Origin of the sequence: Bradyrhizobium yuanmingense (assembly GCF_900094575.1) — a bacterium.
Classification (GTDB): Bacteria; Pseudomonadota; Alphaproteobacteria; order Rhizobiales; family Xanthobacteraceae; genus Bradyrhizobium; species Bradyrhizobium yuanmingense.
Genome location: NZ_FMAE01000010.1, coordinates 111,960 through 136,325 on the forward strand (window position 1 = coordinate 111,960; position 24,366 = coordinate 136,325).

General features: G+C 65.2%; 20 protein-coding genes and 1 pseudogene. 15 read left to right on the top strand and 6 right to left on the bottom strand.

Annotated features, from left to right (window positions below):
* Window positions 1-52 precede the first annotated feature (52 nt).
* Both GA0061099_RS31300 and GA0061099_RS42205 read left to right on the top strand, forming a co-directional pair.
* The gene (locus GA0061099_RS31300; RefSeq protein WP_036007710.1) at window positions 53-1,066 is read left to right on the top strand and encodes a formamidase; all 1,014 of its coding nucleotides are present in this window, start codon (window positions 53-55) and stop codon (window positions 1,064-1,066) included.
* A gap of 37 nt (window positions 1,067-1,103) precedes the next feature.
* Window positions 1,104-1,240 (top strand): annotated as a pseudogene (locus GA0061099_RS42205) (C4-dicarboxylate transporter DctA); the annotation flags it as partial.
* 11 nt (window positions 1,241-1,251) lie between these two features.
* Here the strand turns inward: GA0061099_RS42205 and GA0061099_RS31305 are convergent.
* Entirely contained in the window at window positions 1,252-2,625 is a 1,374-nt protein-coding gene (locus GA0061099_RS31305) for a hypothetical protein (RefSeq protein WP_036007712.1), read from the bottom strand.
* 107 nt (window positions 2,626-2,732) lie between these two features.
* Complete coding sequence (locus tag GA0061099_RS31310) at window positions 2,733-3,989, bottom strand: allantoate amidohydrolase (protein ID WP_036007776.1); 1,257 nt, start codon at window positions 3,987-3,989, stop codon at window positions 2,733-2,735.
* 397 nt (window positions 3,990-4,386) lie between these two features.
* Between GA0061099_RS31310 and GA0061099_RS31315 the strand changes: the two genes are divergently transcribed.
* The 10 genes from GA0061099_RS31315 (at window position 4,387) to GA0061099_RS31360 (ending at window position 15,329) form a co-directional block, all read left to right on the top strand.
* On the top strand, window positions 4,387-5,499 hold the full coding sequence (locus tag GA0061099_RS31315; RefSeq protein WP_036007715.1) for a BMP family ABC transporter substrate-binding protein: 1,113 nt from the start codon (window positions 4,387-4,389) through the stop codon (window positions 5,497-5,499).
* Entirely contained in the window at window positions 5,496-6,608 is a 1,113-nt protein-coding gene (locus GA0061099_RS31320) for an ABC transporter permease (RefSeq protein WP_036007716.1), read from the top strand. The genes GA0061099_RS31315 and GA0061099_RS31320 overlap by 4 nt, the downstream gene beginning before the upstream one ends.
* 1 nt (window position 6,609) lies before the next feature.
* A complete protein-coding gene (locus GA0061099_RS31325; protein WP_036007718.1) occupies window positions 6,610-7,536 on the top strand; it encodes an ABC transporter permease in 927 nt (308 codons plus the stop codon).
* Window positions 7,537-7,553: 17 nt separating this feature from the next.
* Window positions 7,554-8,237 (top strand): biuret amidohydrolase, encoded by a 684-nt coding sequence (gene biuH, locus GA0061099_RS31330; protein WP_036007721.1) that lies wholly within the window; start codon window positions 7,554-7,556, stop codon window positions 8,235-8,237.
* Window positions 8,234-9,766: an ABC transporter ATP-binding protein gene (locus GA0061099_RS31335; protein WP_036007723.1), complete on the top strand. Its 1,533-nt coding sequence runs from the start codon at window positions 8,234-8,236 to the stop codon at window positions 9,764-9,766. Before biuH ends, GA0061099_RS31335 begins: the two co-directional genes overlap by 4 nt.
* An 11-nt stretch (window positions 9,767-9,777) precedes the next feature.
* Entirely contained in the window at window positions 9,778-10,263 is a 486-nt protein-coding gene (locus tag GA0061099_RS31340) for a nucleoside deaminase (RefSeq protein ID WP_036007727.1), read from the top strand.
* Window positions 10,264-10,622: 359 nt separating this feature from the next.
* Window positions 10,623-12,194: an ABC transporter ATP-binding protein gene (locus GA0061099_RS31345; RefSeq protein ID WP_036007730.1), complete on the top strand. Its 1,572-nt coding sequence runs from the start codon at window positions 10,623-10,625 to the stop codon at window positions 12,192-12,194.
* Window positions 12,178-13,272, top strand: coding sequence for an ABC transporter permease (locus GA0061099_RS31350; protein ID WP_036028826.1), 1,095 nt, complete (start codon window positions 12,178-12,180; stop codon window positions 13,270-13,272). Before GA0061099_RS31345 ends, GA0061099_RS31350 begins: the two co-directional genes overlap by 17 nt.
* Window positions 13,259-14,176 carry an ABC transporter permease gene (locus GA0061099_RS31355; RefSeq protein WP_036007791.1) on the top strand — a complete coding sequence of 306 codons (918 nt, stop codon included), beginning with the start codon at window positions 13,259-13,261 and terminating at the stop codon, window positions 14,174-14,176. The genes GA0061099_RS31350 and GA0061099_RS31355 overlap by 14 nt, the downstream gene beginning before the upstream one ends.
* 76 nt (window positions 14,177-14,252) lie before the next feature.
* Window positions 14,253-15,329 carry a BMP family ABC transporter substrate-binding protein gene (locus tag GA0061099_RS31360; RefSeq protein WP_036007807.1) on the top strand — a complete coding sequence of 359 codons (1,077 nt, stop codon included), beginning with the start codon at window positions 14,253-14,255 and terminating at the stop codon, window positions 15,327-15,329.
* A gap of 110 nt (window positions 15,330-15,439) precedes the next feature.
* On the opposite strand, the gene GA0061099_RS31365 is transcribed toward GA0061099_RS31360, so the two are convergent.
* The gene (locus GA0061099_RS31365) at window positions 15,440-16,789 is read right to left on the bottom strand and encodes an 8-oxoguanine deaminase (RefSeq protein WP_036007810.1); all 1,350 of its coding nucleotides are present in this window, start codon (window positions 16,787-16,789) and stop codon (window positions 15,440-15,442) included.
* Between the two features lie 146 nt (window positions 16,790-16,935).
* Here GA0061099_RS31365 and GA0061099_RS31370 point away from each other — a divergent pair, with 146 nt between their 5' ends.
* The 3 genes from GA0061099_RS31370 to GA0061099_RS31380 are packed head-to-tail and all read left to right on the top strand — an operon-like array spanning window position 16,936 to window position 21,905.
* Window positions 16,936-17,763, top strand: coding sequence for an FAD binding domain-containing protein (locus GA0061099_RS31370; RefSeq protein ID WP_036007794.1), 828 nt, complete (start codon window positions 16,936-16,938; stop codon window positions 17,761-17,763).
* On the top strand, window positions 17,760-20,483 hold the full coding sequence (locus GA0061099_RS31375) for a molybdopterin-dependent oxidoreductase (protein WP_074448220.1): 2,724 nt from the start codon (window positions 17,760-17,762) through the stop codon (window positions 20,481-20,483). Before GA0061099_RS31370 ends, GA0061099_RS31375 begins: the two co-directional genes overlap by 4 nt.
* 24 nt (window positions 20,484-20,507) lie before the next feature.
* Entirely contained in the window at window positions 20,508-21,905 is a 1,398-nt protein-coding gene (locus tag GA0061099_RS31380; protein ID WP_036028820.1) for a nucleobase:cation symporter-2 family protein, read from the top strand.
* On the opposite strand, the gene uraD is transcribed toward GA0061099_RS31380, so the two are convergent.
* The 3 genes from uraD to GA0061099_RS31395 are packed head-to-tail and all read right to left on the bottom strand — an operon-like array spanning window position 21,902 to window position 24,143.
* Window positions 21,902-22,789 carry a 2-oxo-4-hydroxy-4-carboxy-5-ureidoimidazoline decarboxylase gene (uraD, locus tag GA0061099_RS31385; protein WP_074448233.1) on the bottom strand — a complete coding sequence of 296 codons (888 nt, stop codon included), beginning with the start codon at window positions 22,787-22,789 and terminating at the stop codon, window positions 21,902-21,904. The two genes, GA0061099_RS31380 and uraD, sit on opposite strands and share 4 nt — an antisense overlap.
* Window positions 22,790-22,793: 4 nt before the next feature.
* The gene (puuE, locus tag GA0061099_RS31390) at window positions 22,794-23,729 is read right to left on the bottom strand and encodes an allantoinase PuuE (protein WP_036007818.1); all 936 of its coding nucleotides are present in this window, start codon (window positions 23,727-23,729) and stop codon (window positions 22,794-22,796) included.
* Entirely contained in the window at window positions 23,730-24,143 is a 414-nt protein-coding gene (locus tag GA0061099_RS31395) for a DUF3830 family protein (protein WP_036007820.1), read from the bottom strand. It lies immediately after the preceding gene.
* Window positions 24,144-24,366: the final 223 nt, after the last annotated feature.

Below are 24,366 nucleotides of genomic sequence, written 5' to 3' on the forward strand. Positions count from 1 at the left end.
GACAAGATCTGGCGCGCAACGACGCTGCGCCAGACAGGCAAGGGAGCTGATCATGAACGGGCTTGGCGGGCTGAACAAATCCCCCAACGGTGTGGTTATCGGACTTGTGCAGCTGCAGCTGCCTAGCGTGGTGAGCGCGGCCGATCTCGCCAGGCAGACCGAGCGCATCGTCTGGATGGTCGGCAAGGCCCGCCGCAATCTCTCCACCATGGATCTGGTGGTCTTCCCCGAATACTCGCTGCACGGCCTGTCGATGGACACCAATCCGGAGATCATGTGTCGGCTTGACGGACCGGAGGTTGCGGCCTTCAAGCAGGCCTGTGTCGATAACAAGATCTGGGGCTGCTTCTCCATCATGGAGTTCAACCCGCATGGCAATCCCTACAACTCGGGCCTGATCATCGACGATCACGGCGAGATCAAGCTCTACTATCGCAAACTTCATCCCTGGATTCCGGTCGAGCCGTGGGAGCCCGGCGACATCGGCATTCCCGTGATCGAGGGACCGAAGGGCGCGAAGATCGCGCTGATCATCTGCCATGACGGCATGTTCCCGGAGATGGCACGGGAATGCGCCTACAAAGGCGCGGAGATCATGATCCGCACCGCCGGCTACACCGCGCCGATCCGCGAAGCCTGGCGCTTCACCAACCAGGCCAATTCGTTTCAGAATCTGATGATCACCGCAAATGTCTGCATGTGCGGCTCGGACGGCTCGTTCGATTCCATGGGCGAAGGCATGATCGTCAATTTCGACGGCACGGTCCTGGCGCATGGTACGACCGGCCGTGCCGACGAGATCATCACCGCAGAGGTCCGGCCGGATCTCGTGCGCGAAGCCCGCATCAACTGGGGCGTCGAAAACAACATCTACCAGCTCTGGCACCGCGGCTATGTCGCGGTGAAGGGCGGCGCGATGGACTGCCCCTACACCTTCATGCAGGACATGGTCGCCGGCACCTTCCGATTGCCGTGGGAAAATCAGGTCAAGGTCACCGACGGCACCTCGTGCGGCTTCCCGGCCCCGACGCGGATGTTCGGCAAGACGGCGAAGGCGGCGGAATAACCCGGTTTCTCCGGTGAAACCGCGACAATCTGGCACCGTGGCCTGCGCGCTCGGCAACCTCGTCGGCAATTGCGTCGCAACCGTCGCGGTCGCGGCCTGGGAAGGCGATCTCGCCCGGCCAAGGCGGCCAAGGTGCTGGAGGGTGGCGAGGTGGTCGACGTGACGGCGGGATAGAGGTTCGGCGATCAATCGTTCCACTGGAGGAGTGGCGTGCCGTAGGCCCTCCTCCAGACCGACAGAAAGCGCGGAAACCACGAGTGGGCCACGGCACCCTTATAGGCCCAGGTGCGATACTTCAGACCCTGCTCCGAAATCAGCTCCTGATAGCCGCCGTGGAGTTCGGTCGCGGCGCGAATGTCCTTCAGGATTCCTTGCGCGCAGGCCCGATAGGTATCGCCACCCGAGAACTCATCGTAATCCAGCATGCGGTCGGCAAATTCGACGTTGAACGTCGGCCAGGAGGAACGCCCCTGATATGCGGGAGCTGCAATCTTGTGGATCATCTTGGTCCGCGGGTTGTCCGCCGAAACCAGGAAGTGGAACGTGCTCGGAATGCGAAACCGTGGCTCGGCGATGATCAGATCCGTCGTGGCCGCGAACAGCGCGCGCTCGCTCGCCTCGCTCATATCCCAGAAGCCGCGATGCACGCTGACGAAATCCAATGCGACCGACGATGCCGGTGAGCTCGCCGGGCCGTCCAGGGAATGCCTGATGTAGCCGTTCTTGCCGAAGAGGCGGAGCAGATCCCTCTTGTACTGCGCAAGGTCGCGCCCGAGCAGCCGCTTCAGCTCGTTCTCGCCGACGATCCCGAGCTGCACGCCCCACACGAAGGTCGTGTAGACGCAGGCATTGGTGACGAAACGCCGGCGCTCGGCGCGGGTATCCGTCGCCGCGGAGCGCGGGCCGCTGGCGTCGCACAGCAAATATCTGGTGCCGTCAGCGTCGAAGGACTCCAGCTCGCTCGCAAGCTTCAGGATCGCGCGCTTCAGGTCTCCGCCATATTCGGCCAACAACAAGCGGCCGGCATGCGCGCATTGCGACATCGCAAGGTAGGACGACGCCCTCTCCTCGGCAGAGATCATCTGCTGCAGACCGGCGAGAATGCCGAGCAGCGTATCCGAGGGTCGCGAAAAATAGTTCACGCCGAGATACCGGCCGCGCCCGGCCGGTACGATGGTCGTGGTGACCACGTCGGCGCGAACGGCCTCCAGCAGCAGGCGCACGCTCTTCTCGAGCAGACGGACCCGTCGCACGGCGTCCTGCGCATCCATGATGGTTTCAGGATCGAGAACGTCGGGATAGAACCAGGCGAAGTCGCGGGGGTAATAGGCCGAGGCGTGCGGTGCGCCGGTGACGAGGAAGGCCTCGGTCACCGAAAAGGCGCTGTCCATCGAGTGCCGATAGAGGTCCTCGATCGCCGACAACGAATGATGCGATTGTCTCAGGAATCGATCACCGAGGAAATTGACCGCCTGAAGGGCGTTGGCGACGAAGGTCGCAGCCATCCCCTGATAGAACCGGTTTTCACGATGTGATGGAAAAGAGATGTCGCTGTTCATGTCCGTCAATCGGCTGATTGTCTCGTGACCCTCGTGATGATGGCCGCCATCTTAAACATGACTGATTCGTATCTCTACCCGGTGACTTGCGGGTTCGTGACGCTCGCCTAGGCCTTACGCGGCCCGAAATTCTCGATCACCCGCAGCAGCACACGCGCGCCGGCGTCGGCATCGGCGAGCGCGACATGCTCGTCCGGGTGATGGCTGATGCCGCCGCGGCAGCGGACGAAGATCATGCCGACATCGGCAATGTCGATCATCGCCATGCCGTCGTGCCCTGCCCCGCTCGGCAGCTCGAACACGGAGAAGCCTTCGGCTTCGATCGCTTGCGCGATCTGCTGCTTCAGCCAGGGCGCGCAGGGCGCGGTGCGGTTCTCGTGGGTAACGTCGAGCTGAAGCGCCAGCTGTCGCCGCTTGGCGATCGCCTCTATCTGGCGGACGACATCGGCCACCGCGCGCTTGCGATGCATGTCGGTCGGCGCGCGCATGTCGATGGTGAAGGATACCTCACCCGGAATGACGTTGGTCGCGCCGGGCCTCGCCTGGATGTAGCCCACGGTGCCGACGAGGTCGCCCTCGTCGGTGCGGCAAAATTGCTCGATCGCATTGATGCATTCGGCCGCGCCGGCGAGCGCATCTCGGCGCAGCGCCATCGGCACGGTGCCGGCGTGACCGGCCATACCGGTGAGCCGGGCCGCAAGGCGCGTGGCCCCGGTAATGGCGGTGACGACGCCCACCGGCAGGTTCTGCGCTTCTAGCACCGGCCCCTGCTCGATGTGCAATTCGAGATAGGCAAGCAGCTCGCGCCGCGCGCGCGCGGCCGCACCGATATGGTCGGGATCGAGGCCGAACTGCACGAGCGCCTCGCGCATCGACACGCCGTCGCGGTCGCGCGTATTCAGCACGCTCTGATCGAAGGTGCCGGCCACCGCACGGCTGCCGAGCAAGGTCGAAGCGAACCGCACCCCCTCCTCGTCGGCAAAGCCGATCACCTCGATCGCAAATGGCAGGCGCTTGCCGCGGCGGTTGAGATCGGCGACGCAAGAGATCGCCGTGATCACACCCAGCGGTCCATCCCATTTGCCGGCATCGCGCACGGTATCGTAATGCGAGCCGAGCATCAGGCAGGGCATGTCCGGCCGGTCGCCTTCGTACCGTCCGCAGACATTGCCGATGGCATCGAGATGGGCGCTCATGCCGGCCTCGCGCATCCACCCCATGATGAGGTCCGCGGCCTTGCGCAGCTCCTTGCTGAGGAAGATGCGGGTGAGCTTCTCGGGCTCTTCCGAGATCGCGCCGAGCTGGTTGATCCGGCGAACGATCTCATTGCCGAGCGATGCATCGTGAACGGTACCAGCGCCCATCTCGGCGAGCTTTCCATCTTCTGAGGACACGGCGGTCCTGACGACAATCGATACAAGTTCGGTGCCAGCGGACATCCTCCGGCGCCGTCTCAGTCAGCGCGTGGTTAGCATGAATGCGCCTTGCCGGCCGACCGTCCGACGCGGGTCATGCACATGCGCGAGCAGGTTCTGGCTGCTCAACTCCTCTGCATACAATACCTTTATATTGCCTATGAATTAGACTGCCACTTTCCTCGCCAAGTTCAGAACGCACATCATTCGATATTTAATTCAATTACTTATAAAGAACTGCACGCTTCATAGTCTCTGGCACGAAGCTTGCGACACCTGATCCCGGCTCCGCCAAGCCGGCGCAGCCGTGAGATCAAGGCGGGGCATCCGCCAAGGGGAGCGAGCAATGGATTCTGGCAGGATTTCACGACGTCATGTGTTGCAGGGCGGCGCGGCCCTCACCCTCGGCGCGGCAGCGGGCCTCCGCCCGGCCTTCGCGGCCGAGACCACCATCGGCTTCATCTATGTCGGCTCGCGCGACGACTACGGCTACAACCAGGCACACGCGCAGGGCGCGGCGGCGCTGAAGAAGATTCCTGGGCTCAAGGTGGTCGAGGAAGAAAAGGTGCCGGAGACCGACGCGGTCGAGAAGACGATCGAGTCCATGATCAATCTCGACGGCGCCACCCTGCTCTTCCCGACCTCGTTCGGTTACTACAATCCGCACATGATCAAGATGGCCAACAAGTACCCGAAGCTCCGCTTCGAGCATTGCGGCGGCCTCTGGAGCGAGAAGGACCCCAAGAACGCCGGCAGCTATTTCGGCTACATCGACGAGGCTCAGTACATCTCCGGCATCGTTGCCGGCCTGACATCGAAGAGCAGCAAGCTCGGCTTTGTCGCGGCCAAGCCGATCCCTCAAGTGCTGCGCAACATCAACGCCTTCACGCTTGGCGCCAAGTCCGTCAATCCAAAGGCCACCACGCAGGTGATCTTCACCGGCGACTGGTCGATGCCGGTCAAGGAGGCCGAAGCCACCAACAGCCTGATCGATCAGGGCGTGGACGTGCTCACCTGCCACGTCGATGGGCCCAAGACCATGGTCGAGAACGCGGCGCGGCGCGGCGCCTTCGTCTGTGGCTATCACACCAACCAGTCGGCGCTGGCACCCAAGGCCTATCTCACCGGCGCGGAGTGGAACTGGGAAGCGCTCTATCCGAAGTTCGTCAAGATGATCGCCTCCGGCGAAGGCATTCCGAATTTCTACCGCGGCGGCCTGAAGGAAGAGATCGTCAAGACCTCGCCCTATGGGGAAGCGGTCTCGGCCGAAGCGCGCAAGGCGGCCGACGAGGCCAAGGCCAAATTCCTGTCGGCAGAAGGCTACGCCATCTTCAAGGGTGGGCTGGTCGACAACAAGGGCAAGACAGTGATCCCCGCCGGCACCAATCGCGGTCAGAAGGATCCTGAACTGGAGAAAATGGACTACCTCGTCGAGGGCGTGCTCGGAGCCACTTCGTGACGACGGAAGCGGCGGATTCCACGGATGCGGTCGGGACAGTCGCCCCGGCCGCCGATCCCGGTTTCCTCCAGCGTCACGGCGGCACGATCGAATATGTCCTGATCCCGGGCGCGGCGCTGGTCGGCGCGCTCGCGGTGTTCGGCATCTTCGTCGCGATGTTCGGCAAGAATCCGCTCGATCTCTATTTCTACATGTATTACGGCGCGTTCGGCACCTGGTTCTCCTGGCAGAACACGCTGACGCGCGCAGCGCCCCTGATCCTCACCGCACTCTGTACCGCGCTGCCGGCGCAGCTCGGCATGGTCATCATCGGTGGCGAAGGCGCGCTGCTGATCGGCGCGTTGTCGGCAACCAGCGCCGCACTCGCGCTTCAGGGCATGCCGCCGCTCGTCGTCCAGATCGCCATGGTCTGCGCCGGCGTGATCGGCGGCGGGCTGTGGATCATGCTCGCGGGTGGCTTGCGGCAATATCGCGGCGTCAACGAGACCATCTCGAGCCTGCTGCTCGTCTACATCGCGCTCGCGATCCTCAACCATCTCGTCGAGGGGCTGATGCGCGATCCCGCCAGCCTCAACAAGCCGTCGACCCGCGAGATCGGCGCCGCTAACATGATCGGCTCCATTCCCGGCACCGACGTGCATTGGGGCCTCGTGTTCGGCCTGGTCGCCGCGATCGCCTCTTACATCCTGATCTATCACACCGTGTTCGGCTTCGCCGCGCGCGTGGCGGGCGGCAACATCCGTGCTGCGAAGATCGTCGGTCTCGGCGTCGACAAGCTGATCCTGACCGTCTGCTTCCTTGCCGGCGGCGCGGCTGGCCTCGCCGGCATGGTCGAGGTCGCCGCGGTGCAGGGACGCACCAACGCCAACCTCGCCGCCGGCTACGGCTTCACCGGCATTCTCGTCGCCTTTCTGGCGCGGCAGAATCCGCTCGCCATCATCCCCGTCGCGATCCTGCTCGGCGGCATCAGCGCCAGCGGCGGCCTGCTTCAACGCCGCCTGGGGCTGCCCGATGCGTCCGTGCTGGTGCTGCAGGGCATCATCTTCGTCTTCGTGCTCGCCAGCGATGCGCTCTACGGCCGCATCGGATTCCTGAAGGGAAAATCCTGAGATGGCAGACGGATCGATCGGCCTCTGGACCGTCCCGCTCGCCGTCCTCGGCGGCGCCATTCGCGTCTCCACCCCATTCCTGTTCGTGAGCCTGGGCGAATGCATCACCGAGCGTGCGGGCCGCATCAATCTCGGCCTGGAAGGCACGCTGGTGATGGGCGCGATGAGCGCCTATGGCATCTCCTATCTCACCGGCTCTCCGTGGCTCGGGGTGCTTGCCGCCGGCATCACCGGCGCGCTGCTGGGTGCGCTGCATGCCGGCATTTGCTCGCTGCCGCGCGTCAACGACGTTGCCGTGGGCATCGCCTTGATGCTGTTCGGCACTGGCCTTGCGTTCTATCTCGGCAAGCCGCTGATCGAGCCGACAGCGCCGCGGCTGCCCGCCGTCGACTTCGGCTGGTGGAGCGACATCCCGCAAGTCCAGGCAGCGCTGCGCATCAACGTGCTGTTCCTGATCGGCGTGGCGCTGGCGCCAATCCTCTATTGGGCCTTCCGCACCACCCGCTGGGGCTTGCTCATCCGCACCGCCGGCGAGAGCGCGGATGCCGCACGCGCGATGGGCCATTCCGTGCTGCTGATCCGCCTGCGCGCCACCATGGCCGGTGGTTTCCTCGCGGGCATCGGCGGCTCGTTTCTGTCCCTGTTCTATCCCGGAAGCTGGAACGAGGGCCTTTCCTCGGGCCAGGGCATCACCGCCGTGGCGCTCGTGATCTTCGCGCGCTGGGATCCCCTGCTCTGCCTGTGGGCCTCGCTCGCCTTCGGCGGCGCGGCGGCGCTGGGTCCGGCGCTGCAATCGGTCGGCGTCACCTCTGGCTATCACCTATTCAACGCCGCGCCCTACATCCTGACGCTGGCGATCATGATCATCACCTGCTCGCCGAAGCGGACGCTGACCGGCGCGCCCGCCGAACTCTCGATCACACGGTAACACGCACGAGGTCGTCCATGCCCGAGCGCTACATCAAGTCCGAGCCCTATGCCTGGCCCTACAATGGTGATCTCCGCCCCGAGAACACCGCGCTGATCATCATCGACATGCAGACCGATTTCTGCGGCGTCGGCGGCTATGTCGACAAGATGGGCTACGACCTCTCGCTGACACGGGCACCGATCGAGCCGATCAAGCGGCTGCTCGCAGTGATGCGCAAGCAAGGCTTCCATATCATCCATACCCGCGAGGGCCACCGCCCCGATCTCTCCGACCTGCCCGCCAACAAGCGCTGGCGCTCGCACCAAATCGGCGCCGGCATCGGCGATCCCGGCCCGTGCGGACGCATCCTGGTGCGCGGCGAGCCCGGCTGGGACATCATCGAAGAACTCGCGCCGCTACCGGGCGAGCCGATCATCGACAAGCCCGGCAAGGGCTCGTTCTGCGCCACTGATCTGGAGCTGATCCTGCGCGTGCGCGGCATCGAGAACATCGTGCTGACCGGGATCACGACCGACGTCTGCGTCCACACCACGATGCGCGAGGCCAACGACCGCGGCTTCGAATGCGTCCTGCTGCACGATTGCTGCGGCGCGACCGACAAGAGCAACCACGACCACGCGCTGAAGATGATCAAGATGCAGGGCGGCGTGTTCGGCGCAGTCTCGACCTCTGATGCCTTCATCGGAGCGATTTCGTGATCATCGGCGAAACGCCGCCGCCATCGGGCGCCTTCGGCGTCGATGCCATCGCCATGACCATGCGCTTCGGCGACTTCCTGGCGCTGGACAATGTCGAGCTGAAGGTGCGGCCGGGCTCGTTCCATGCGCTGCTCGGCGAGAATGGCGCCGGCAAATCCACCCTCGTCAAATGCATAATGGGCTATTACCACGCGACCGAAGGCGACATTCTCGTCGGCGGCCGCGAGCAGGCGATCGCCAACCCGAAGGATGCCCACGCGCTCGGCCTCGGCATGGTCTATCAGCATTTTACGCTGGTGCCGGCGATGACCGTTGCCGAAAATCTCGTGCTGGCGCGCGACGACGTGCCGGCCGTGGTGAACTGGCCGAAGGAGATGAAGGAGCTGGAGGCGTTCTTGGGCCGCATGCCCTTCAAGGTACCGCTCTCCGCAAAGGTCTCCGACATCTCTGCCGGCGAACGGCAGAAGTGCGAGATCCTCAAGCAGCTCTATCTGAAGCGACGCTTCCTGATCCTGGACGAGCCGACCTCGGTGCTGACCCCGGCGGAAGCCGACGAGGTGCTCGGCATGCTCCGCGACATGGTTGTGGAGGGCGAGCTGACCATCCTGATGATCACGCACAAGTTCCGCGAGGTCATGGCGTTTGCCGATGACGTCACCATCCTGCGCCGCGGCAAGCTCGCTGGAGCCGGCAAGGTTTCCGAGCTGACGCCGGACGCGATGGCCCGCACCATGATCGGTGCCGAGGAGTTGACGGTGCAGCCGCCGCGCACCGGCGAAGCCGGTCAGGCCAGGCTGGAGCTCCAAAAGCTCCGCGCCCTGGACGATGCGGGCGCCGTTGCCGTGCACGATGTCTCGCTCACCGTTCGCGCCGGCGAGATCGTCGGCATCGCCGGCGTTTCCGGGAATGGCCAGCGCCAGCTCGTCGAGGTGCTGGCCGGCCAGCGCGAGGCCGAGAGCGGGGAGGTGCGCGTCGCCGGCGATCCCTATCACGCAAGCCGCGAGGAGATGCGGCGGCACAGGATGTCGCTGCTGCCCGAGGAGCCGCTGAAGAATGCCTGCGTCGGCGGCATGAGCGTCGCCGACAACATCGCCTTCCGAGAATTCGACCGCGCACCCTTTGCAAGTGGCGGCTGGTGGCTCAATTCCAGCGCCTTTCGCGACGACGCGAGGACGAAGATTGCCCGGTACAAGATCAAGACCCGCTCGCCCGATACGCCGATCTCGGCGCTGTCGGGCGGCAATGTGCAGCGGGCTGTGCTGGCCCGCGAGCTCGGCGGCGACGTCGAGGTGCTGATCGCCGCCAATCCCTGCTTCGGCCTCGATTTCGCGGCGGTGGCGCAGATCCATGCCGAGATCATGGCCGCACGCAACCGCGGCGCCGCCGTCCTGCTCGTCAGCGAGGACCTCGACGAACTGCTCGAACTGTCAGATCGGCTGGTGGTGATGTTCCACGGCGAATTCGTGTATGAAGCGCGGACCAGCGAAGCCGATCTCACGGTGGTCGGCCGCCACATGGCAGGGCACTGAACGGAGGATCGATGGGCGACGCATCCGGGCGGGACGAGCACTTTCTGCGCCTGTCTTTCGCGGTCGCCGGCCGTTCCCTCACCCATGGCAACCATCCCTTCGGCTGTATCGTCGTCGATGCCGACGGCAAGGTGCTGATCGAGACTGAGAACGGCTACATGCCGGATCGCGACGGCACCGCGCATGCCGAGCGTCTCGCAGCCACCCAGGCCTGCCGTACGCTCGATCGCGAGGTGCTGGCGAAGGCCACGCTCTATTCCTCAGCCGAACCCTGCGCGATGTGTGCCGGCGCGATCTACTGGGCCGGTATTGGCCGTGTCGTCTATGGCCTCAGCGAGCATCGCCTGCGCGGCATCACCGGCAACCATCCGGAAAATCCGACGCTCAACCTGCCATGCCGCGAGGTCTTTGCCAGCGGCCAGCGGCCGACGGAGGTCGTCGGCCCACTGCTCGAAGACGAAGCCGAAGCGCTGCACGACGCCGTTTGGACGAAGTAGCAGCACATCCCAAAGGGGACGACACCGTGGAGTGCCGCATTGAGGCAGCCATTGCGGCCGCTGCGCTCCCCGCGATGGACGACCGACGCGTCCGTTGCTCAACATGGCGTCAGGTCTGCGCAGCGGGTTCCGATTTGCCTTGGACCGTCACAAATTTGCAACAGGCACCGCTCGCAGACGCGATCGCCCCCAACCGTCCGGGTGCTGTTTGCGGGATATGATTGCTCGGAATCGATGACCGGCGCTGGGCCGAGAGCCTGCCGACGCGTTGAGCAAGGGATGATGCTTTTTCACATCTTACGCCGGGGTCCAAACTGGCCCAGTATTGAGGCACGTCACCCATGCAAGCGCATCAACGAATGTTAGATCCGACATCCAACGGCCAGCATTCCGGCGAGTCCCCGCTCCTGAGGACCATCGGCCTCACCAAACGCTATGGCGATTTCCTCGCCAACGATTGCATCGATATCGAGATCCGGCCGAGGGAAATCCACGCCCTGCTGGGCGAGAACGGCGCCGGCAAGTCGACGCTGGTCAAGGCGATCTACGGACTGATCCAGCCCAGCGCCGGCGAGATTCACTGGCAGGGCGAGCGGATCGTGCTGTCCGGTCCGTCCGAAGCGCGCATCCGCGGCATCGGCATGGTGTTCCAGCACTTCTCGCTGTTCGACAATCTCACGGTTGCCGAGAACGTCGCGCTCGGCCTCGACGGCAAGGAATCCTTCAAGGACATGTCGGCCCGGCTGGAACAGGTGTCGAAGACTTACGGTCTGCCGCTCGATCCCAGGCGTGAGGTGTGGCAACTCTCCGTCGGCGAGCGTCAGCGCATCGAGATCGTCCGCGCCCTGATGCAGGATCCGAAATTCCTGATCCTGGACGAGCCCACCGCGGTGCTGACGCCGCAGGAGGCTGACCAGCTCTTCATCGTGCTGGATCGCCTCAAGGCCGAGGGCCGCGCCATCCTCTATATCAGCCACAAGCTGGAGGAGGTGAAGCGGCTCTGCGACACCGCGACGATCCTGCGCGGCGGCAGGAAGGTCGAGACCTGCAACCCGCGGCTCGAAACCGCCGCCTCACTTGCGCGGATGATGGTCGGCGGCGAGGTCAAGGAGGTGAAGGGCGCATCCGGCCGCAGGACCACCGTGCCGCGGCTCGTCGTCAACGATCTCTCGCTGGCTCCCGTCGAAGCGCACGGCGTGCGGCTCGAGCACATCTCATTCGAGCTGAAGGGCGGCGAGATTCTCGGTATCGCCGGCGTCGCCGGTAACGGCCAGGACGAATTGTTCGCAGCGCTCTCCGGCGAGCGTCTCGCGAAGAATCCCGGAACGGTGGTGATCGAGGGCATCGCCGCCGGTCACCTTTCGATCACCCAGCGGCGCAAGCTGGGGGCGGCCTTCGTTCCCGAGGAGCGACTCGGCCACGGCACCGCGCCGCGGATGAGACTGTCGGAGAACGCGCTGCTCACCGGCCATGCCGCCAGCGGCATGGTCCGTCGCGGATTCATCGATACGGCGGCTACGCTGAGAACGGTCGACCGCGCCACCGAAACCTTCGACGTCCGCAAGGCCAAGCGCGATCCCGAGGCCGCCAGCCTGTCCGGCGGCAATCTGCAGAAGTTCATCGTGGGACGCGAGATCCTGCGCAATCCCGCGGTACTGGTGGTGAGCCAGCCGACCTGGGGCGTCGATGCCGGCGCCGCCGCCGTCATCCGTCAGGCGCTGCTTGATCTCGCCACCGCAGGCGCCGCGGTCCTCGTGACCAGCCAGGATCTCGACGAGCTCGCCGAGATTGCCGACCGCATCGCCGTGATGTTCCACGGCAAGCTGTCGGCTCCGCTCTCGGCACGCGAAGCAAGTCGCGAGAAGCTGGGCCTTCTGATGGGCGGCAGCAGCCTGCAGCCAAAGGAGATCGCGCATGCAGCTGGTGCTTGAGAAGCGTGCCGAGCGCTCCGGCACGATCGCGCTGGTGTCCCCCCTGATCGCGATTGGCCTCACGATCGTGACCATGGTCATCCTGTTCGCGATCCTCGGCAAGAATCCACTGCTTGCCCTGCACGCCTATTTCATTGCGCCCCTCACCGACGGCTATTCGCTCCAGGAGATCGCGGTGAAGGCGACGCCGCTGGTGATGATCGCGATCGGCCTGTCGCTGTGCTATCTCGCCAACGCCTGGAACATCGGCGCCGAAGGGCAATTCCTGATCGGCGCAGTCGCGGGAAGCTGGATCGCGGTGAAGACGCAAGGTACTGACGCCGGCGCCTGGGTGCTGCCGGCTATGCTCGTCCTCGCCGCCGCTGCGGGCGCGCTCTATGCGCTGATCCCGGCGATCTGCAAGGTGAAATTCGGCGCCAGCGAGATCCTGACCAGCCTGATGCTGGTCTATGTCGCCGACCTCTTCCTCGACTATCTCGTGCGCGGCCCCTGGCGCGATCCGCACGGCTTCAATTTCCCGACCACGGCCGAGTTCGATCCGGTAGCGACCGTGCCGTTGCTGATCGAAGGCGGCCGGCTGCATCTCGGCTCGACCATCGCCCTGCTCGTCGTCGCGGCAGCCGCGATCCTGCTCGGGCGCACCATCAAGGGTTTCGAGATCCGCGTGGTCGGCGCTGCGCCGCGCGCCGCGCGGTTCGGCGGCTTCAACGCCAACCAGCTCATCATCCTGACCTTCGCCGTCTCCGGGGCGCTGGCCGGGCTTGCCGGCATCATCGAGGTGGCGGGTCCAGTCGGACATCTCCAGCCCGGCATCTCGCCAGGCTACGGCTTTACCGCGATCATCGTCGCTTTCCTCGGCCGACTGAACCCGCTTGGAATATTAGTTGCAGGCCTCTTCCTCGCGTTGACCTTTATCGGCGGCGAGCAGGCGCAGATCGCGATGAAGATTCCGCTTGATGTCACCAAGGTCTTTCAGGGCATTCTGCTGTTTTACGTGCTCGCCTGCGACTCCCTCATTCTCTACCGCTTCAAGCTGGTGTTCCCGAACCGAAAGGTGGTGGCCCGTGGAGCTGGTTGAGGCCATCATCCTGGCGGTGCTTGCCGCATCGACGCCGCTGTTGATTGCGGCGACCGGCGAGCTCGTGGCCGAGCGTTCCGGCGTGCTCAACCTCGGGGTCGAGGGCATGATGATCGTCGGCGCGGCCTGTGGCTTTGCCGGCGCCTGGCTGACCGGATCGATCTTTATCGGCGCGCTGTTCGGCATCGTCGCGGGCACGCTGATGTCGCTCGTCTTCGCGCTGATGGCACTCGGGCTTGCCGTCAACCAGGTCGCAACCGGCCTCGCGCTGACCATCCTGGGTGTTGGCCTCTCGGGTCTGATCGGCGCCGGCTTCGTCGGCGAGCGCATCACGCCGGCCGTGCAACTCGTGATTCCCGGTCTCACTAATGTCCCCCTGATCGGCCGCGTGCTGTTCGGCGAGAATGGCTTCGTCTATTTCTCGATCGCGCTGATCGTCGCGGTGTGGTGGTTCCTGTACCGCACACGGGCGGGATTGATCCTGCGAGCCTGCGGCGACAATCACGCTTCCGCGCATGCGCTCGGCTATCCCGTCCTGCGCATCCGCACCTTGGCCGTGATGTTCGGCGGCGCCTGCGCGGGTCTTGCGGGCGCCTATCTGCCGCTCGCCTATACGCCGTTCTTCATTCCGGGCATGACCGCAGGCCGCGGTTGGATCGCGCTGGCGCTGGTGGTGTTCTCGTCCTGGCGGCCGGGCCGGCTCGTCGTCGGCGCCTATCTGTTCGGCGCGGTGACGATCCTGCAACTGCATGCGCAAGGATGGGGCGTCGGCATTCCCTCGCAATTCATGTCGGCGCTGCCTTATCTCGCGACCGTCATCGTGCTGGTCCTGCTCTCCCGCGCGCGCACGGGCGGCTCGACCGCACCGGCCGCGCTCGGCACGGTGTTCGTGCCCGACCGCTAGATTTCGTTTCCGCAGTGTGCACGATGGGGCGCGCATGCTGCGGATCGTGGCTTCCCCCGAAGTTTGGAGATCGATGATGAGGAAATCACTTCTTGCACTGGCTGCCGGGCTCTTGCTCGCTGGGAGCGTCAGTGCGGCCTCCGCCGCCGACAAGCTGAAAGTCGGCTTCGTTTATCTCGGTCCGATTGGAGACCTCGGCTGGACCTATCAGCACGACCTCGGTCGCCAGGCGCTGGTGAAAGAATTGGGCGACAAGATCGAGACCACTTATCTCGAGAACGTGCCCGAAGGCCCGGACTCCGAGCGAGCGATCGAGCAGCTCGTCCGCGCCGGCAACAAACTGATCTTCACCACATCGTTCGGCTACATGGATCCGACGCTGAAGGTCGCCAAGAAATATCCGAACGTGCATTTCGAGCACGCCACCGGCTACAAGCGCAACCCGAACATGTCGACCTACTCGGCGAAATGGTATCAGGGCCGTTACATTCAAGGCCTGATTGCGGCCAAGATGTCGAAGTCGGGCGTGCTCGGCTATATCGGCTCGTTCCCGATTCCGGAGGTCGTCTCCGGCATCAACGCGACGATACTGGCGGCGCAGACCATCAATCCGAACATCAAGGTCAAGATCATCTGGGCCAATACCTGGTTCGACCCAGGCAAGGAGGCCGACGCCGCCAAGGCGCTGATCGACCAGGGTGCCGACGTGATCATGCAGCACACGGATTCGCCCGCGGCCATGCAGATCGCCAGCGAACGCGGCAAGCTGGCCTTCGGCCAGGATTCCGAAATGATCCAGTTCGGGCCAAAGGCCCAGCTGACCTCGATCATCAACAACTGGGGCCCCTACTACATCGAGCGGGTCAAGGCCGAGCTCGCCGGCACCTGGAAGTCCGAGGACACTTGGGGTGGCCTCGACAGCCGCATGTTCACGATGGCGCCCTACACCAACATGCCTGACGATGTGAAAAAAATGGCCGAGGATGCCCAGGCCGCAATCACCGCGGGCAAGCTGCATCCGTTCAAATGCCCGATCGTTGGGCAGGACGGCAAGCCGGTCGAGTGCAAGGGCGGCGCTCACCTGGATGACGGCCAGATCCTCGGCATGAATTTCTACGTGAAAGGCATCGACGACAAGCTGCCAGGCAAGTAGCACGCTTCTTGCATTGACTAAATCACCTGCTCCTCCCGGAGGAGGTTCGGAGGGGGTGGCCAGAAGCACCCGGCACTTGTGGCTGCCCCCTCTTTCTCTATTTCGCCCGGCTATCCAGCCTGCATGGCCCGCGCCGCGGAACTGTGGCGGCGGATGAGGTCTGCCACATCGAGACCCGGGATCGCACCGTCGATCACCGCCCATTTTCCAGCCACCATCACCCGGTCGGCGCGATGCGCCCCGCACAGCACGAGCGCGGCCAGCGGATCGCCGTGGCCGGAGAAGCGCAGCTCGTCGAGCCTGAACAGCGCAAGATCGGCGGCCTTGCCGACGGCGATGTCGCCGAGTTCCGGCCGGCCGACACACGCCGCCGAACCCTTGGTGGCCCAGCGCAGGGCATCCTTGTGGCTGACCTTGGTGACGCCATAACGCGCGCGTTGCAGCAGGAACGCGGCCCGGACCTCCTGCATGAGGTTGGATCCGTCGTTGGAGGCCGAGCCGTCGACACCAATGCCGATCCCGACGCCGGCCTCTTCCATGTCGCACACCCGGCAACAGCCCGACGCGAGCAGCTGGTTGCTGCACGCACAATGGCTGACGGTCGTGCCGGCCTTGCCGAGCCGTCTCATCTCGTCCGGATTGAAGAAGATTCCATGGGCGAGCCAGGTGCGCGCATTGAGCCAACCGCATTGCTCGAGATAGTCGAGCGGACGGCAGCCATACATCTGCTGGCAGAAGCTGTTCTCGTCCTCGGTTTCGGCGAGATGGGTGTGCAGGCGCACGTCGAGCTTGTCGGCGAGATCGGCCGTGGCGCGCATCAGCGACGTCGTCACCGAGAACGGCGAGCATGGCGCGAGCGCAATCTGCACCATCGCATCCGCGCCGCGCTGGTGATGCTTGGCGACCACGCGGGCGCTATCGGCGAGAATGGTGTCCTCGTCCTGCACGACACTGTCGGGCGGCAAGCCGCCGTCGCGCTGTGACAGGTTCATCGAGCCGCGCGTGAGCAGCACGCGCACGCCGAGGCGCTTCGCCACCGCCACCTCGATATCGACGGCGTCTTCGAGTCCGGCCGGGAAGACGTAGTGGTGATCCGTCGTGGTGGTGCAGCCGGAGAGCAAAAGCTCGGACATCGCCACGGTGACGCCGAGCTCGAGGGCTTCCGGCGTTAGCCTCGCCCACACCGGATAGAGCGCCTGGAGCCAGGGGAACAGCTCGCGGTCCATCGCGGCCGGCAGCGCCCGCGTCAGCGTCTGGTAGAAATGATGATGGGTATTGATCAGGCCCGGCAGCACGACGTGTTCGCCCGCATCGAACACTGCGACATCGGCGGTTGCGGGCACACCGCCCGCCGGCACGAGCTCGACGATTCGGCCGCCCTTCACGACAATGCCGCGCTCGGCCCCGTCGGCGAGGATGGCCAGGGGATCCCTGATCCAGGTCGAACTTGCCTCAGTCATGATCCTGCTTCTCCTCACCCACCCTGACGGCGGGCCTGCAAGGCCGAGGACGATTGCGTCCTTGCTTTGACTTGTTGTTGCCACTTGGCTCCCGTCTTGCAACACTTCGCTCGGACCATTCAACCGTCGGAAGCGTTGGCGCAGCCATGGACTTGAATACCATCACAGCCGTCGCCCATCCGCAAACGCGCGCGCAGCTGCCCGTTTGGACGGCAGGTGATGCTTGGCTCGCGGGCGGCACCTGGCTGTTCTCGGAGCCGCAAACGCATCTGACGCGACTGATCGATCTCACCGATCTGAAATGGCCGGCACTTGCGATCACAGAGAGCCACCTCTCGATCGCCGCCACTTGCACCATCGCAGAGCTCGATGGACTCGCCTGCCCCTCTGATTGGCTCGGAGCGCCGCTGATCAACCAGTGCTGCCGGGCCTTCCTTGCCTCGTTCAAGATCTGGAAGACCGCGACCGTCGGCGGCAATCTCTGCATGTCGCTGCCGGCGGGATCGATGATCTCGCTGACGTCGGCACTCGACGGCGTCTGCACCATCTGGAAGGCCGGCGGCGGTGAACAGAGGCTTCCGGTCACCGAATTCGTCACCGGCAACCAGCGCAATCGCCTGACGCCAGGCGACCTGCTCCGGCAGATCGACATCCCGCTTCCCGCGCTGAAGCGCCGCACGGCCTTCCGCCAGATCTCGCTGGCGCCCGTCGGCCGCTCCGCGGCGCTGCTGATCGGCAGTCTCGAAGCCGATGATACGCTGACACTCACGGTCACCGCGTCGACGGTGCGGCCGATCCAGCTGCGCTTCCGCAAAGCCCCGGACGCAGGCGCGCTGCGCGCCGCGCTCATGCAGGAGATTACCGATGATCTGTACCACACGGACATCCATGGCGCGCCACTCTGGCGCAAGCACATGACGCTGCGCCTGGCCGAGGAGATTCGCGGCGAGCTGCTGGGAGCGCCCCCCGCATGAGCCTGGAGGTCAACGGCAAGGCGTTCTCCCAGGAGCCACGCGCCGGCCAGTGCCTGCGCACGTTCCTGCGCGAGCTCGGCCATTTCGGCGTGAAAAAGGGCTGCGATGCCGGCGACTGCGGCGCCTGCACCGTGCTGCTGGACGGCGAGCCGGTGCACAGCTGCCTGATCCCGGCGTTCCGGGCCGAGGGACGCAGCGTGACCACGATCGAAGGCTTTGGCGGCGATCACGGCACGCATCCGATGCAGCAGGCCTTCCTCGATGCGCAGGGCTTTCAATGCGGATTCTGCACCGCCGGCATGATCCTGACCTGCGCCTCGCTGAACCAGGCGCAGCGCACCGATCTCGGCACGGCGCTGAAAGGCAATATCTGCCGCTGCACCGGCTATCGGTCGATCGAGGACGCGATCCTCGGCAAGACCAATGTCGAGGCGAGCGTCGAGGCCGGCGCCGCCTTCGGCCGCAGCCTGCCCGCCCCCGCAGGCCCCGATGTGGTCCGCGGCACGGCACGCTACACCTTCGACACCGCAATCGATGGTCTGCTGCACATCAAGCTGCTGCGCTCGCCGCATGCGCACGCGAGGATCGTCGCGATCGACAAGTCGGACGCGCTGAGCATCCCCGGAGTGCACGCCGTGCTGACGCACGAGGATGCGCCGTCCGTACTGATCTCGACGGCGCGGCATGAGAAAGACTGGATGGACCCGGAGGATACCCGCGTCCTCGACGATGTCGTCCGTTTCATCGGCCAGAAGGTTGCCGCCGTCGTCGCCGAGACCGAAGCCGCCGCGGAGGCTGCGTGCCGCAAGCTGAAGGTCAGCTACGAGATCCTGCCGGCGCTGATCGATCCCGAGCAGGCGATGGCCCCGGGTTCGCCGGTCGTTCATCCCGACCGCACAGCTGCGAACCGCGTTGCCGATGCCCAGCGCAACCTGGTCGCGGAGACGCATGGCGAGTTCGGCGATGTCGCATCGGCGCTTGCAACATCTGCCGCCACCTATGAGGCTACTTTCCACAGTCACCGCGTGCAGCACGCGGCGCTCGAGACCCATGGCGGCCTCGCCTGGCTCGATGATTCCGGCGTTCTCACCGTCCGCACCTCGACGCAGGTGCCGTTCCTGACCCGGCGTGCGCTGTCGGACATCTTCCAGCTTCCCATGGACAAGGTCCGCGTGTTCTGCGAACGCGTCGGGGGCGGTTTTGGCGGCAAGCAGGAGATGTTCGTCGAGGACATCCTGGCGCTTGCCGCGCTGAAGACCGGGCGGCCGGTCAAGCTGGAGCTGACACGCGAGGAGCAGTTCATCGCGACCTCGACGCGGCATCCGATGCGGATCCACGTCAAGGCCGGCGCCGATGCGGGCGGCAAGCTTACCGCGCTTCAGCTCGACGTGCTCTCCAACACCGGCGCCTACGGCAATCATGCCGGCCCGGTGATGTTCCACGCGCTGGCGGAGTCCATCGCCGTCTACAATTGCCCGAACAAGCGGGTCGACGGCGTCGCCGTCTACACCAACACCGTGCCGGCGGGCGCGTTTCGCGGCTATGGCCTGCCGCAGGCGCTGATCGCGGTGGAAGCGGCGATCGACGAACTGGCGGGGCAGCTCGGCCTCAGTCCCTACGAGATGCGCCGGCGCAATATCGTGAGGCCCGGGGATCCCATGCTGTCGCCGCCGCCGTCCGAATATCACGACGTGCTCTACGGCTCCTACGGGCTCGACCAGTGCCTCGATCTCGTCGAGCGCGCCATGCAGGTTGATTCCCCGCAGCCGGAGCTGTCGCCGGATTGGCTGATCGGCGACGGCATCGCGCTGACCATGATCGACACCGTGCCGCCGGCCGGCCACTTCGCCGATGCGACGATCGCGCTCAACGACGACGGAGGCTTCGACCTCACCGTCGGCACGGCCGAGTTCGGCAACGGCACCAGCACCGTGCATCGCCAGATCGCGGCGACCACGCTGGCGACCACCGTCGACAAGATTCGTCTGCGCCAGTCCGACACCGCCCATGGCGGCCACGACACCGGCGCGTATGGCAGCGCCGGCACCTTCGTTGCGGGCAAGGCGACGCATGCGGCAGCCGTGCAGCTTGCGAGCGAGCTGAAGACGGCCGCCGCCGGAGCCTGGCTGTGCGATGTGGAGACTTGCGCGCTCGATGCGGACTCCGTCGTCAGCGGCGTCCGCCGCATGCCTTTTACGGAGCTGGCGAAGCTCGCCCGCGAGCGCGGCTGGCCGTTCGCAGGCAGCGGCACGTCCGGCGGCACGCCGCGATCGGTGGGGTTCAACGTGCAGGGCTTTCGCGTCGCGGTGAACAAGGCGACCGGCGAGCTCCGGATTCTCAGGAGCGTGCACGCCGCGGACGCGGGCGTCGTCGCCAATCCCATGCAGTGCCGCGGACAGGTCGAAGGCGGCGTGGCGCAGGCGCTCGGCGCTGCGCTCTACGAGGAGATGGTGATCGACGCGAGCGGGCGCGTCACCAATCCGAAATTCCGCGACTACCACCTGCCCTCTTTCGCCGACGTGCCGCGCACGGAGGTCCTCTTCGCCGAGACGTCCGACACGATCGGCCCGCTCGGCGCGAAGTCCATGAGCGAGAGCCCTTACAATCCGGTCGCCGCCGCGCTCGGCAACGCGATCGCGGACGCCACCGGCATTCGCTTTACTGCGCCGCCCTTCAAGCCGGACCGGCTGTTTCCGGCGCTCCATGACAAATTTGGCTAGATAGATGTTTCGGGGGATACATCCATGAGCAACGACGTCCATCCCGTCGACGAGGTCCTGCCGGTCCCGCGCCTGCTCGCGCTCGGGCTCCAGCACGTGCTGGTGATGTATGCCGGCGCGGTCGCGGTCCCCCTCATCATCGGCCGCGCGCTGAAGCTGCCGCCGGAGGACGTCGCCTTCCTGATCAGCGCCGACCTGTTCGCCTGCGGACTTGTGACGCTGGTCCAGTGCCTCGGCTTCCCCGGCGTCGGCATCCGCCTGCCCGTGATGATGGGCGTGACCTTTGCCTCGGTCGGCCCGATGCTGTCGATGGCGGCTTCACCGGAAATCGGCCTGCTCGGCATCTACGGCTCCGTGATCGCCGCCGGCCTGTTCGGCATCGTCGTTGCGCCGTTCGTCAGCCGGCTGCTGCCGCTGTTTCCTCCCGTCGTCACCGGCACCATCATTCTCATCATCGGCATCTCCCTGATGCGCGTCGGCATCAACTGGGCCGGCGGCGGCCTGCCGACGTTGACGAAGGTGGTCGACGGCGTTCCCGGCAGCTTTCCCAATCCAGCCTATGGGCAATTGCAGGGGCTCGGCATCTCGCTGTTCGTGCTGCTCTTCATCCTCGGCCTGATCAAATGGGGCAGCGGGTTTCTCGCCAACGTCGCCGTGCTGCTCGGCATCATCGCCGGCGCGGTGCTCGCGAGCATTCTGGGCGTGATGCATTTCGACAAGGTCGCCGCCGCCTCCTGGGGCGCACTCGTGATTCCCTTCCGCTTCGGCATGCCGCAATTCCACCTGGTGCCTGTCATCACCATGTGCATCGTCATGATCGTGGTGATGATCGAATCGCTCGGTATGTTCCTGGCGCTCGGCGAGATCACCGGCAAGGCCGTCGACCGCGAAGCCCTGAGCCGCGGCTTACGCGCCGACGGGCTCGGCACGCTGCTCGGCGGCATCTTCAACACGTTTCCCTATACCTCGTTTTCGCAGAACGTCGGCCTCGTCTCGGTCACGGCCGTGCGCTCGCGCTGGGTGACGGTGACGGCCGGCTGCATCCTGCTCGTGCTCGGGCTGTTGCCGAAGCTCGCCGCGCTGGTGGAAGCGGTGCCGCTGGTCGTGCTCGGCGGCGCCGGCCTCGTGATGTTCGGCATGGTGGCGGCCACCGGCGCACGCATCCTGGCCTCGGTCGATTTCCGCAACAACCGCTACAATCTCTTCATTGTCGCGATCTCGATCGGCTTTGGATTGATCCCGCTCGTTGCTCCGGGTTTTTTCCGCAATCTGCCGCACAATCTGCATCCGCTGCTGGAGTCCGGCATCCTGCTCTGCGCGGTCGTGTCGGTGCTGCTCAATGCCTTCTTCAACGGGTTGAGCGGTGGCGCTGCCGCGGAGGCCGACGCGGCGTCAGCCGCCGCATCGGCGCAACATGTTTAGCTGCCGCGATAGGTCGAGTAACTCCAGGGCGTGACCAGCAGCGGCACGTGGTAATGGCTTTCCGGCTCGCTGATCGCAAAGCGCAGCGGGATCTCGTCGAGAAACGGCGGATCGGACAGCGGCACGTTGCGCGCGGCGTAATATTTGGCGACGCTGAAGCGCAGCTCGTAGCGGCCGATCGGCAGCGGACGGCCGCCGATCAGCGGCTGGTCGGTGCGGCCGTCGGCATTGGTCACCGTGCGCGCGATGACGCGGTTCTCGCCAAGGCTCGCGAGCTCCACGAGCTCGATCGGAATGCTAGGTGCGGGCTTGCCGATCTGGTTGTCGAGCACATGGGTCGAGAGCCGCCCGTGCACCTTCAGCCTGTCGTCTGCGGCGACGAGCTGGTCGAGCCGCAGCGCCGAGATGCGGCCGATCTCCTCGATCGCACGCCTTGTCTCGGTCTTGGCGATGTTGAGCAGCCGCGCCTCGAAGTCGCGCAGCACGGAATCCTTGGTGTGACGGCGCACGCAGATGATATAGGGGAAGCCGAACTTGTCGCGATAGGCGTTGTTGGCCCGCTCGAACGCGGAATATTCGGCATCCGACAGCCGGTCGAGCCCGGCGCTGTTCTGCTCGTCGGTCGATTCCGCGGTGAGGCCCGCGGCGCGCTGCGTCTTGTTGGCGAGATCGGGATGCGCCCGGATCAGCGCCAGCTGCACGTCGGGCTCGGCGCTCTGGATCGCCGCCATCAGCGCGGCGTGCAACTCGTTGATGCCGGCGAACGGCCGCTTTGCCGCGAGCTGCTCGGCGATCCACGGCGAATATTCGACGACGTTGGCGAGCGCCGCGACGAAGTCGGCCGTGCTTGCAGCGTTGAGATCGGCGAGCGAAATCTGCGACATCATCTCACCCGATCTCGAATGCGTCGGCGGCAAGATGGGCGTGCTTCTCGTGCCAGTGCTGCGCGATCTGCAGCCGGGTCGGCACCCAGACGCGCTCATGCTTGCCGATATAGTCGAGGAAGCGGATCAGGCCCGCTGCGCGGCCGGGCCGGCCGGCGAGGCGGCAGTGCAGGCCGACCGACATCATCTTCGGCGCGGTTTCGCCCTCCGCGTAGAGCACGTCGAAGGCATCCTTCAGATAGGTGTAGAACTGCTCGCCCTCGGCAAAGCCCTGCGGGTTGATGAACCGCATGTCGTTGGCATCGAGCGTATAGGGAATGATGAGCTGCTTGCCGCTAGCGCCCTTGACCCAATAGGGCAGATCGTCGGCATAGGAGTCGCAGAGATAGAGGAAGCCACCCTCCTCCATCAACAGACGGTTGGTGTTGATCGAGGAGCGCCCGGTGTACCAGCCGAGCGGCCGCGAGCCAGTCGCCTCGGTATGCACGCGGATGGACTCGGCGATTTCGGCGCGCTCCTGCGCCTCGGTCATGTCCTTGTGCTCGATCCATTTCAGGCTGTGGCTGGCGATATCCCAGCCGGCCTCCTTCATGGCAGCAACGATTTCCGGATTACGCTTGAGCGCGGTGGCGACGCCAAACACGGTGGTCGGCCAGTTCCGCTCATTGAACATCCGCCACAGCCGCCAGAAGCCGGCTCGCGAGCCATATTCGAACATGGATTCGATGTTGGCGTGGCGCTGGCCGGGCCAGGGCTGCGCCCCGAGCACGTCGGACAGAAAGGCCTCCGAGGCGCGGTCGCCGTGCAGGATGTTGTTCTCGCCACCTTCCTCGAAATTGACGACGAACTGCACCGCGACCCGCGCGTTGCCGGGCCATTGCGGGTGCGGCGGGTTGCGGCCGTAGCCGCGAAGATCGCGCGGGTAGCGGGGCTCAGTCACTCAGATTTCCTCGAAGCGGATCGGCAGCGCGCCCTTCCACAGCACGCTCTTGCCCAGCGTCGCCAGGTTCTCCAGGCCCGAGGTCAGCGTGATGAAATGGTTGCCGGCGAGCTGGCCCATCTTGCTCGCGAAATGCACGCCGCCATAGGCCAGCAGGATCTCGGTCTCGCTGATGCCGCCGGGATAGAGAATGATCTGGCCGGGCGCGGGATAGGAGGTGTGGTTCTCGTAGCCGACGCCGAAGTCGAGGTCGCCGAGCGGCATCCACACGGCCTCGCCGCTCCAGCGCACATGGATGATGTGGCTTTCGAACGGCAGCGCCTTGCGGAAGGCGGCGACGGTCTTGGGCGCCGCCTGCTCCTCGAAACGGGCATCGAAGGTGAAATCGCCGGCGCGGATAACGAGTTTGCTCATCTCATCTCTCTGGATCGGGGGCGATGCGCCCCGCGGGGAACTTTCAGCAAAAAGCACTCCCGACCGTTTCGCGCAAGTGGCGCGAGAGGCTCTCGTACGAGTTGGGCACGCCACCCGGCCTGCCCGATCGCCTGAAAGCTCGTTGCCATTGAACCGGATTGCAGGAGGTGAGTCCACCGGCGGAATTGCCGGGCAAAGGGGCGCCAGCGCCAACGACGTCTGG

Excerpts from the sequence above, each read along its gene's own strand:
- GA0061099_RS31300 (WP_036007710.1), top strand. The coding sequence starts at position 53 with ATGAACGGGCTTGGCGGGCTGAACAAATCCCCCAACGGTGTGGTTATC.
- GA0061099_RS31305 (WP_036007712.1), bottom strand. The coding sequence starts at position 2,625 with ATGAACAGCGACATCTCTTTTCCATCACATCGTGAAAACCGGTTCTAT.
- GA0061099_RS31310 (WP_036007776.1), bottom strand. The coding sequence starts at position 3,989 with ATGGGCGCTGGTACCGTTCACGATGCATCGCTCGGCAATGAGATCGTT.
- GA0061099_RS31315 (WP_036007715.1), top strand. The coding sequence starts at position 4,387 with ATGGATTCTGGCAGGATTTCACGACGTCATGTGTTGCAGGGCGGCGCG.
- GA0061099_RS31325 (WP_036007718.1), top strand. The coding sequence starts at position 6,610 with ATGGCAGACGGATCGATCGGCCTCTGGACCGTCCCGCTCGCCGTCCTC.
- biuH (WP_036007721.1), top strand. The coding sequence starts at position 7,554 with ATGCCCGAGCGCTACATCAAGTCCGAGCCCTATGCCTGGCCCTACAAT.
- GA0061099_RS31340 (WP_036007727.1), top strand. The coding sequence starts at position 9,778 with ATGGGCGACGCATCCGGGCGGGACGAGCACTTTCTGCGCCTGTCTTTC.
- GA0061099_RS31345 (WP_036007730.1), top strand. The coding sequence starts at position 10,623 with ATGTTAGATCCGACATCCAACGGCCAGCATTCCGGCGAGTCCCCGCTC.
- GA0061099_RS31350 (WP_036028826.1), top strand. The coding sequence starts at position 12,178 with ATGCAGCTGGTGCTTGAGAAGCGTGCCGAGCGCTCCGGCACGATCGCG.
- GA0061099_RS31360 (WP_036007807.1), top strand. The coding sequence starts at position 14,253 with ATGAGGAAATCACTTCTTGCACTGGCTGCCGGGCTCTTGCTCGCTGGG.
- GA0061099_RS31365 (WP_036007810.1), bottom strand. The coding sequence starts at position 16,789 with ATGACTGAGGCAAGTTCGACCTGGATCAGGGATCCCCTGGCCATCCTC.
- GA0061099_RS31370 (WP_036007794.1), top strand. The coding sequence starts at position 16,936 with ATGGACTTGAATACCATCACAGCCGTCGCCCATCCGCAAACGCGCGCG.
- GA0061099_RS31375 (WP_074448220.1), top strand. The coding sequence starts at position 17,760 with ATGAGCCTGGAGGTCAACGGCAAGGCGTTCTCCCAGGAGCCACGCGCC.
- GA0061099_RS31380 (WP_036028820.1), top strand. The coding sequence starts at position 20,508 with ATGAGCAACGACGTCCATCCCGTCGACGAGGTCCTGCCGGTCCCGCGC.
- uraD (WP_074448233.1), bottom strand. The coding sequence starts at position 22,789 with ATGTCGCAGATTTCGCTCGCCGATCTCAACGCTGCAAGCACGGCCGAC.
- GA0061099_RS31395 (WP_036007820.1), bottom strand. The coding sequence starts at position 24,143 with ATGAGCAAACTCGTTATCCGCGCCGGCGATTTCACCTTCGATGCCCGT.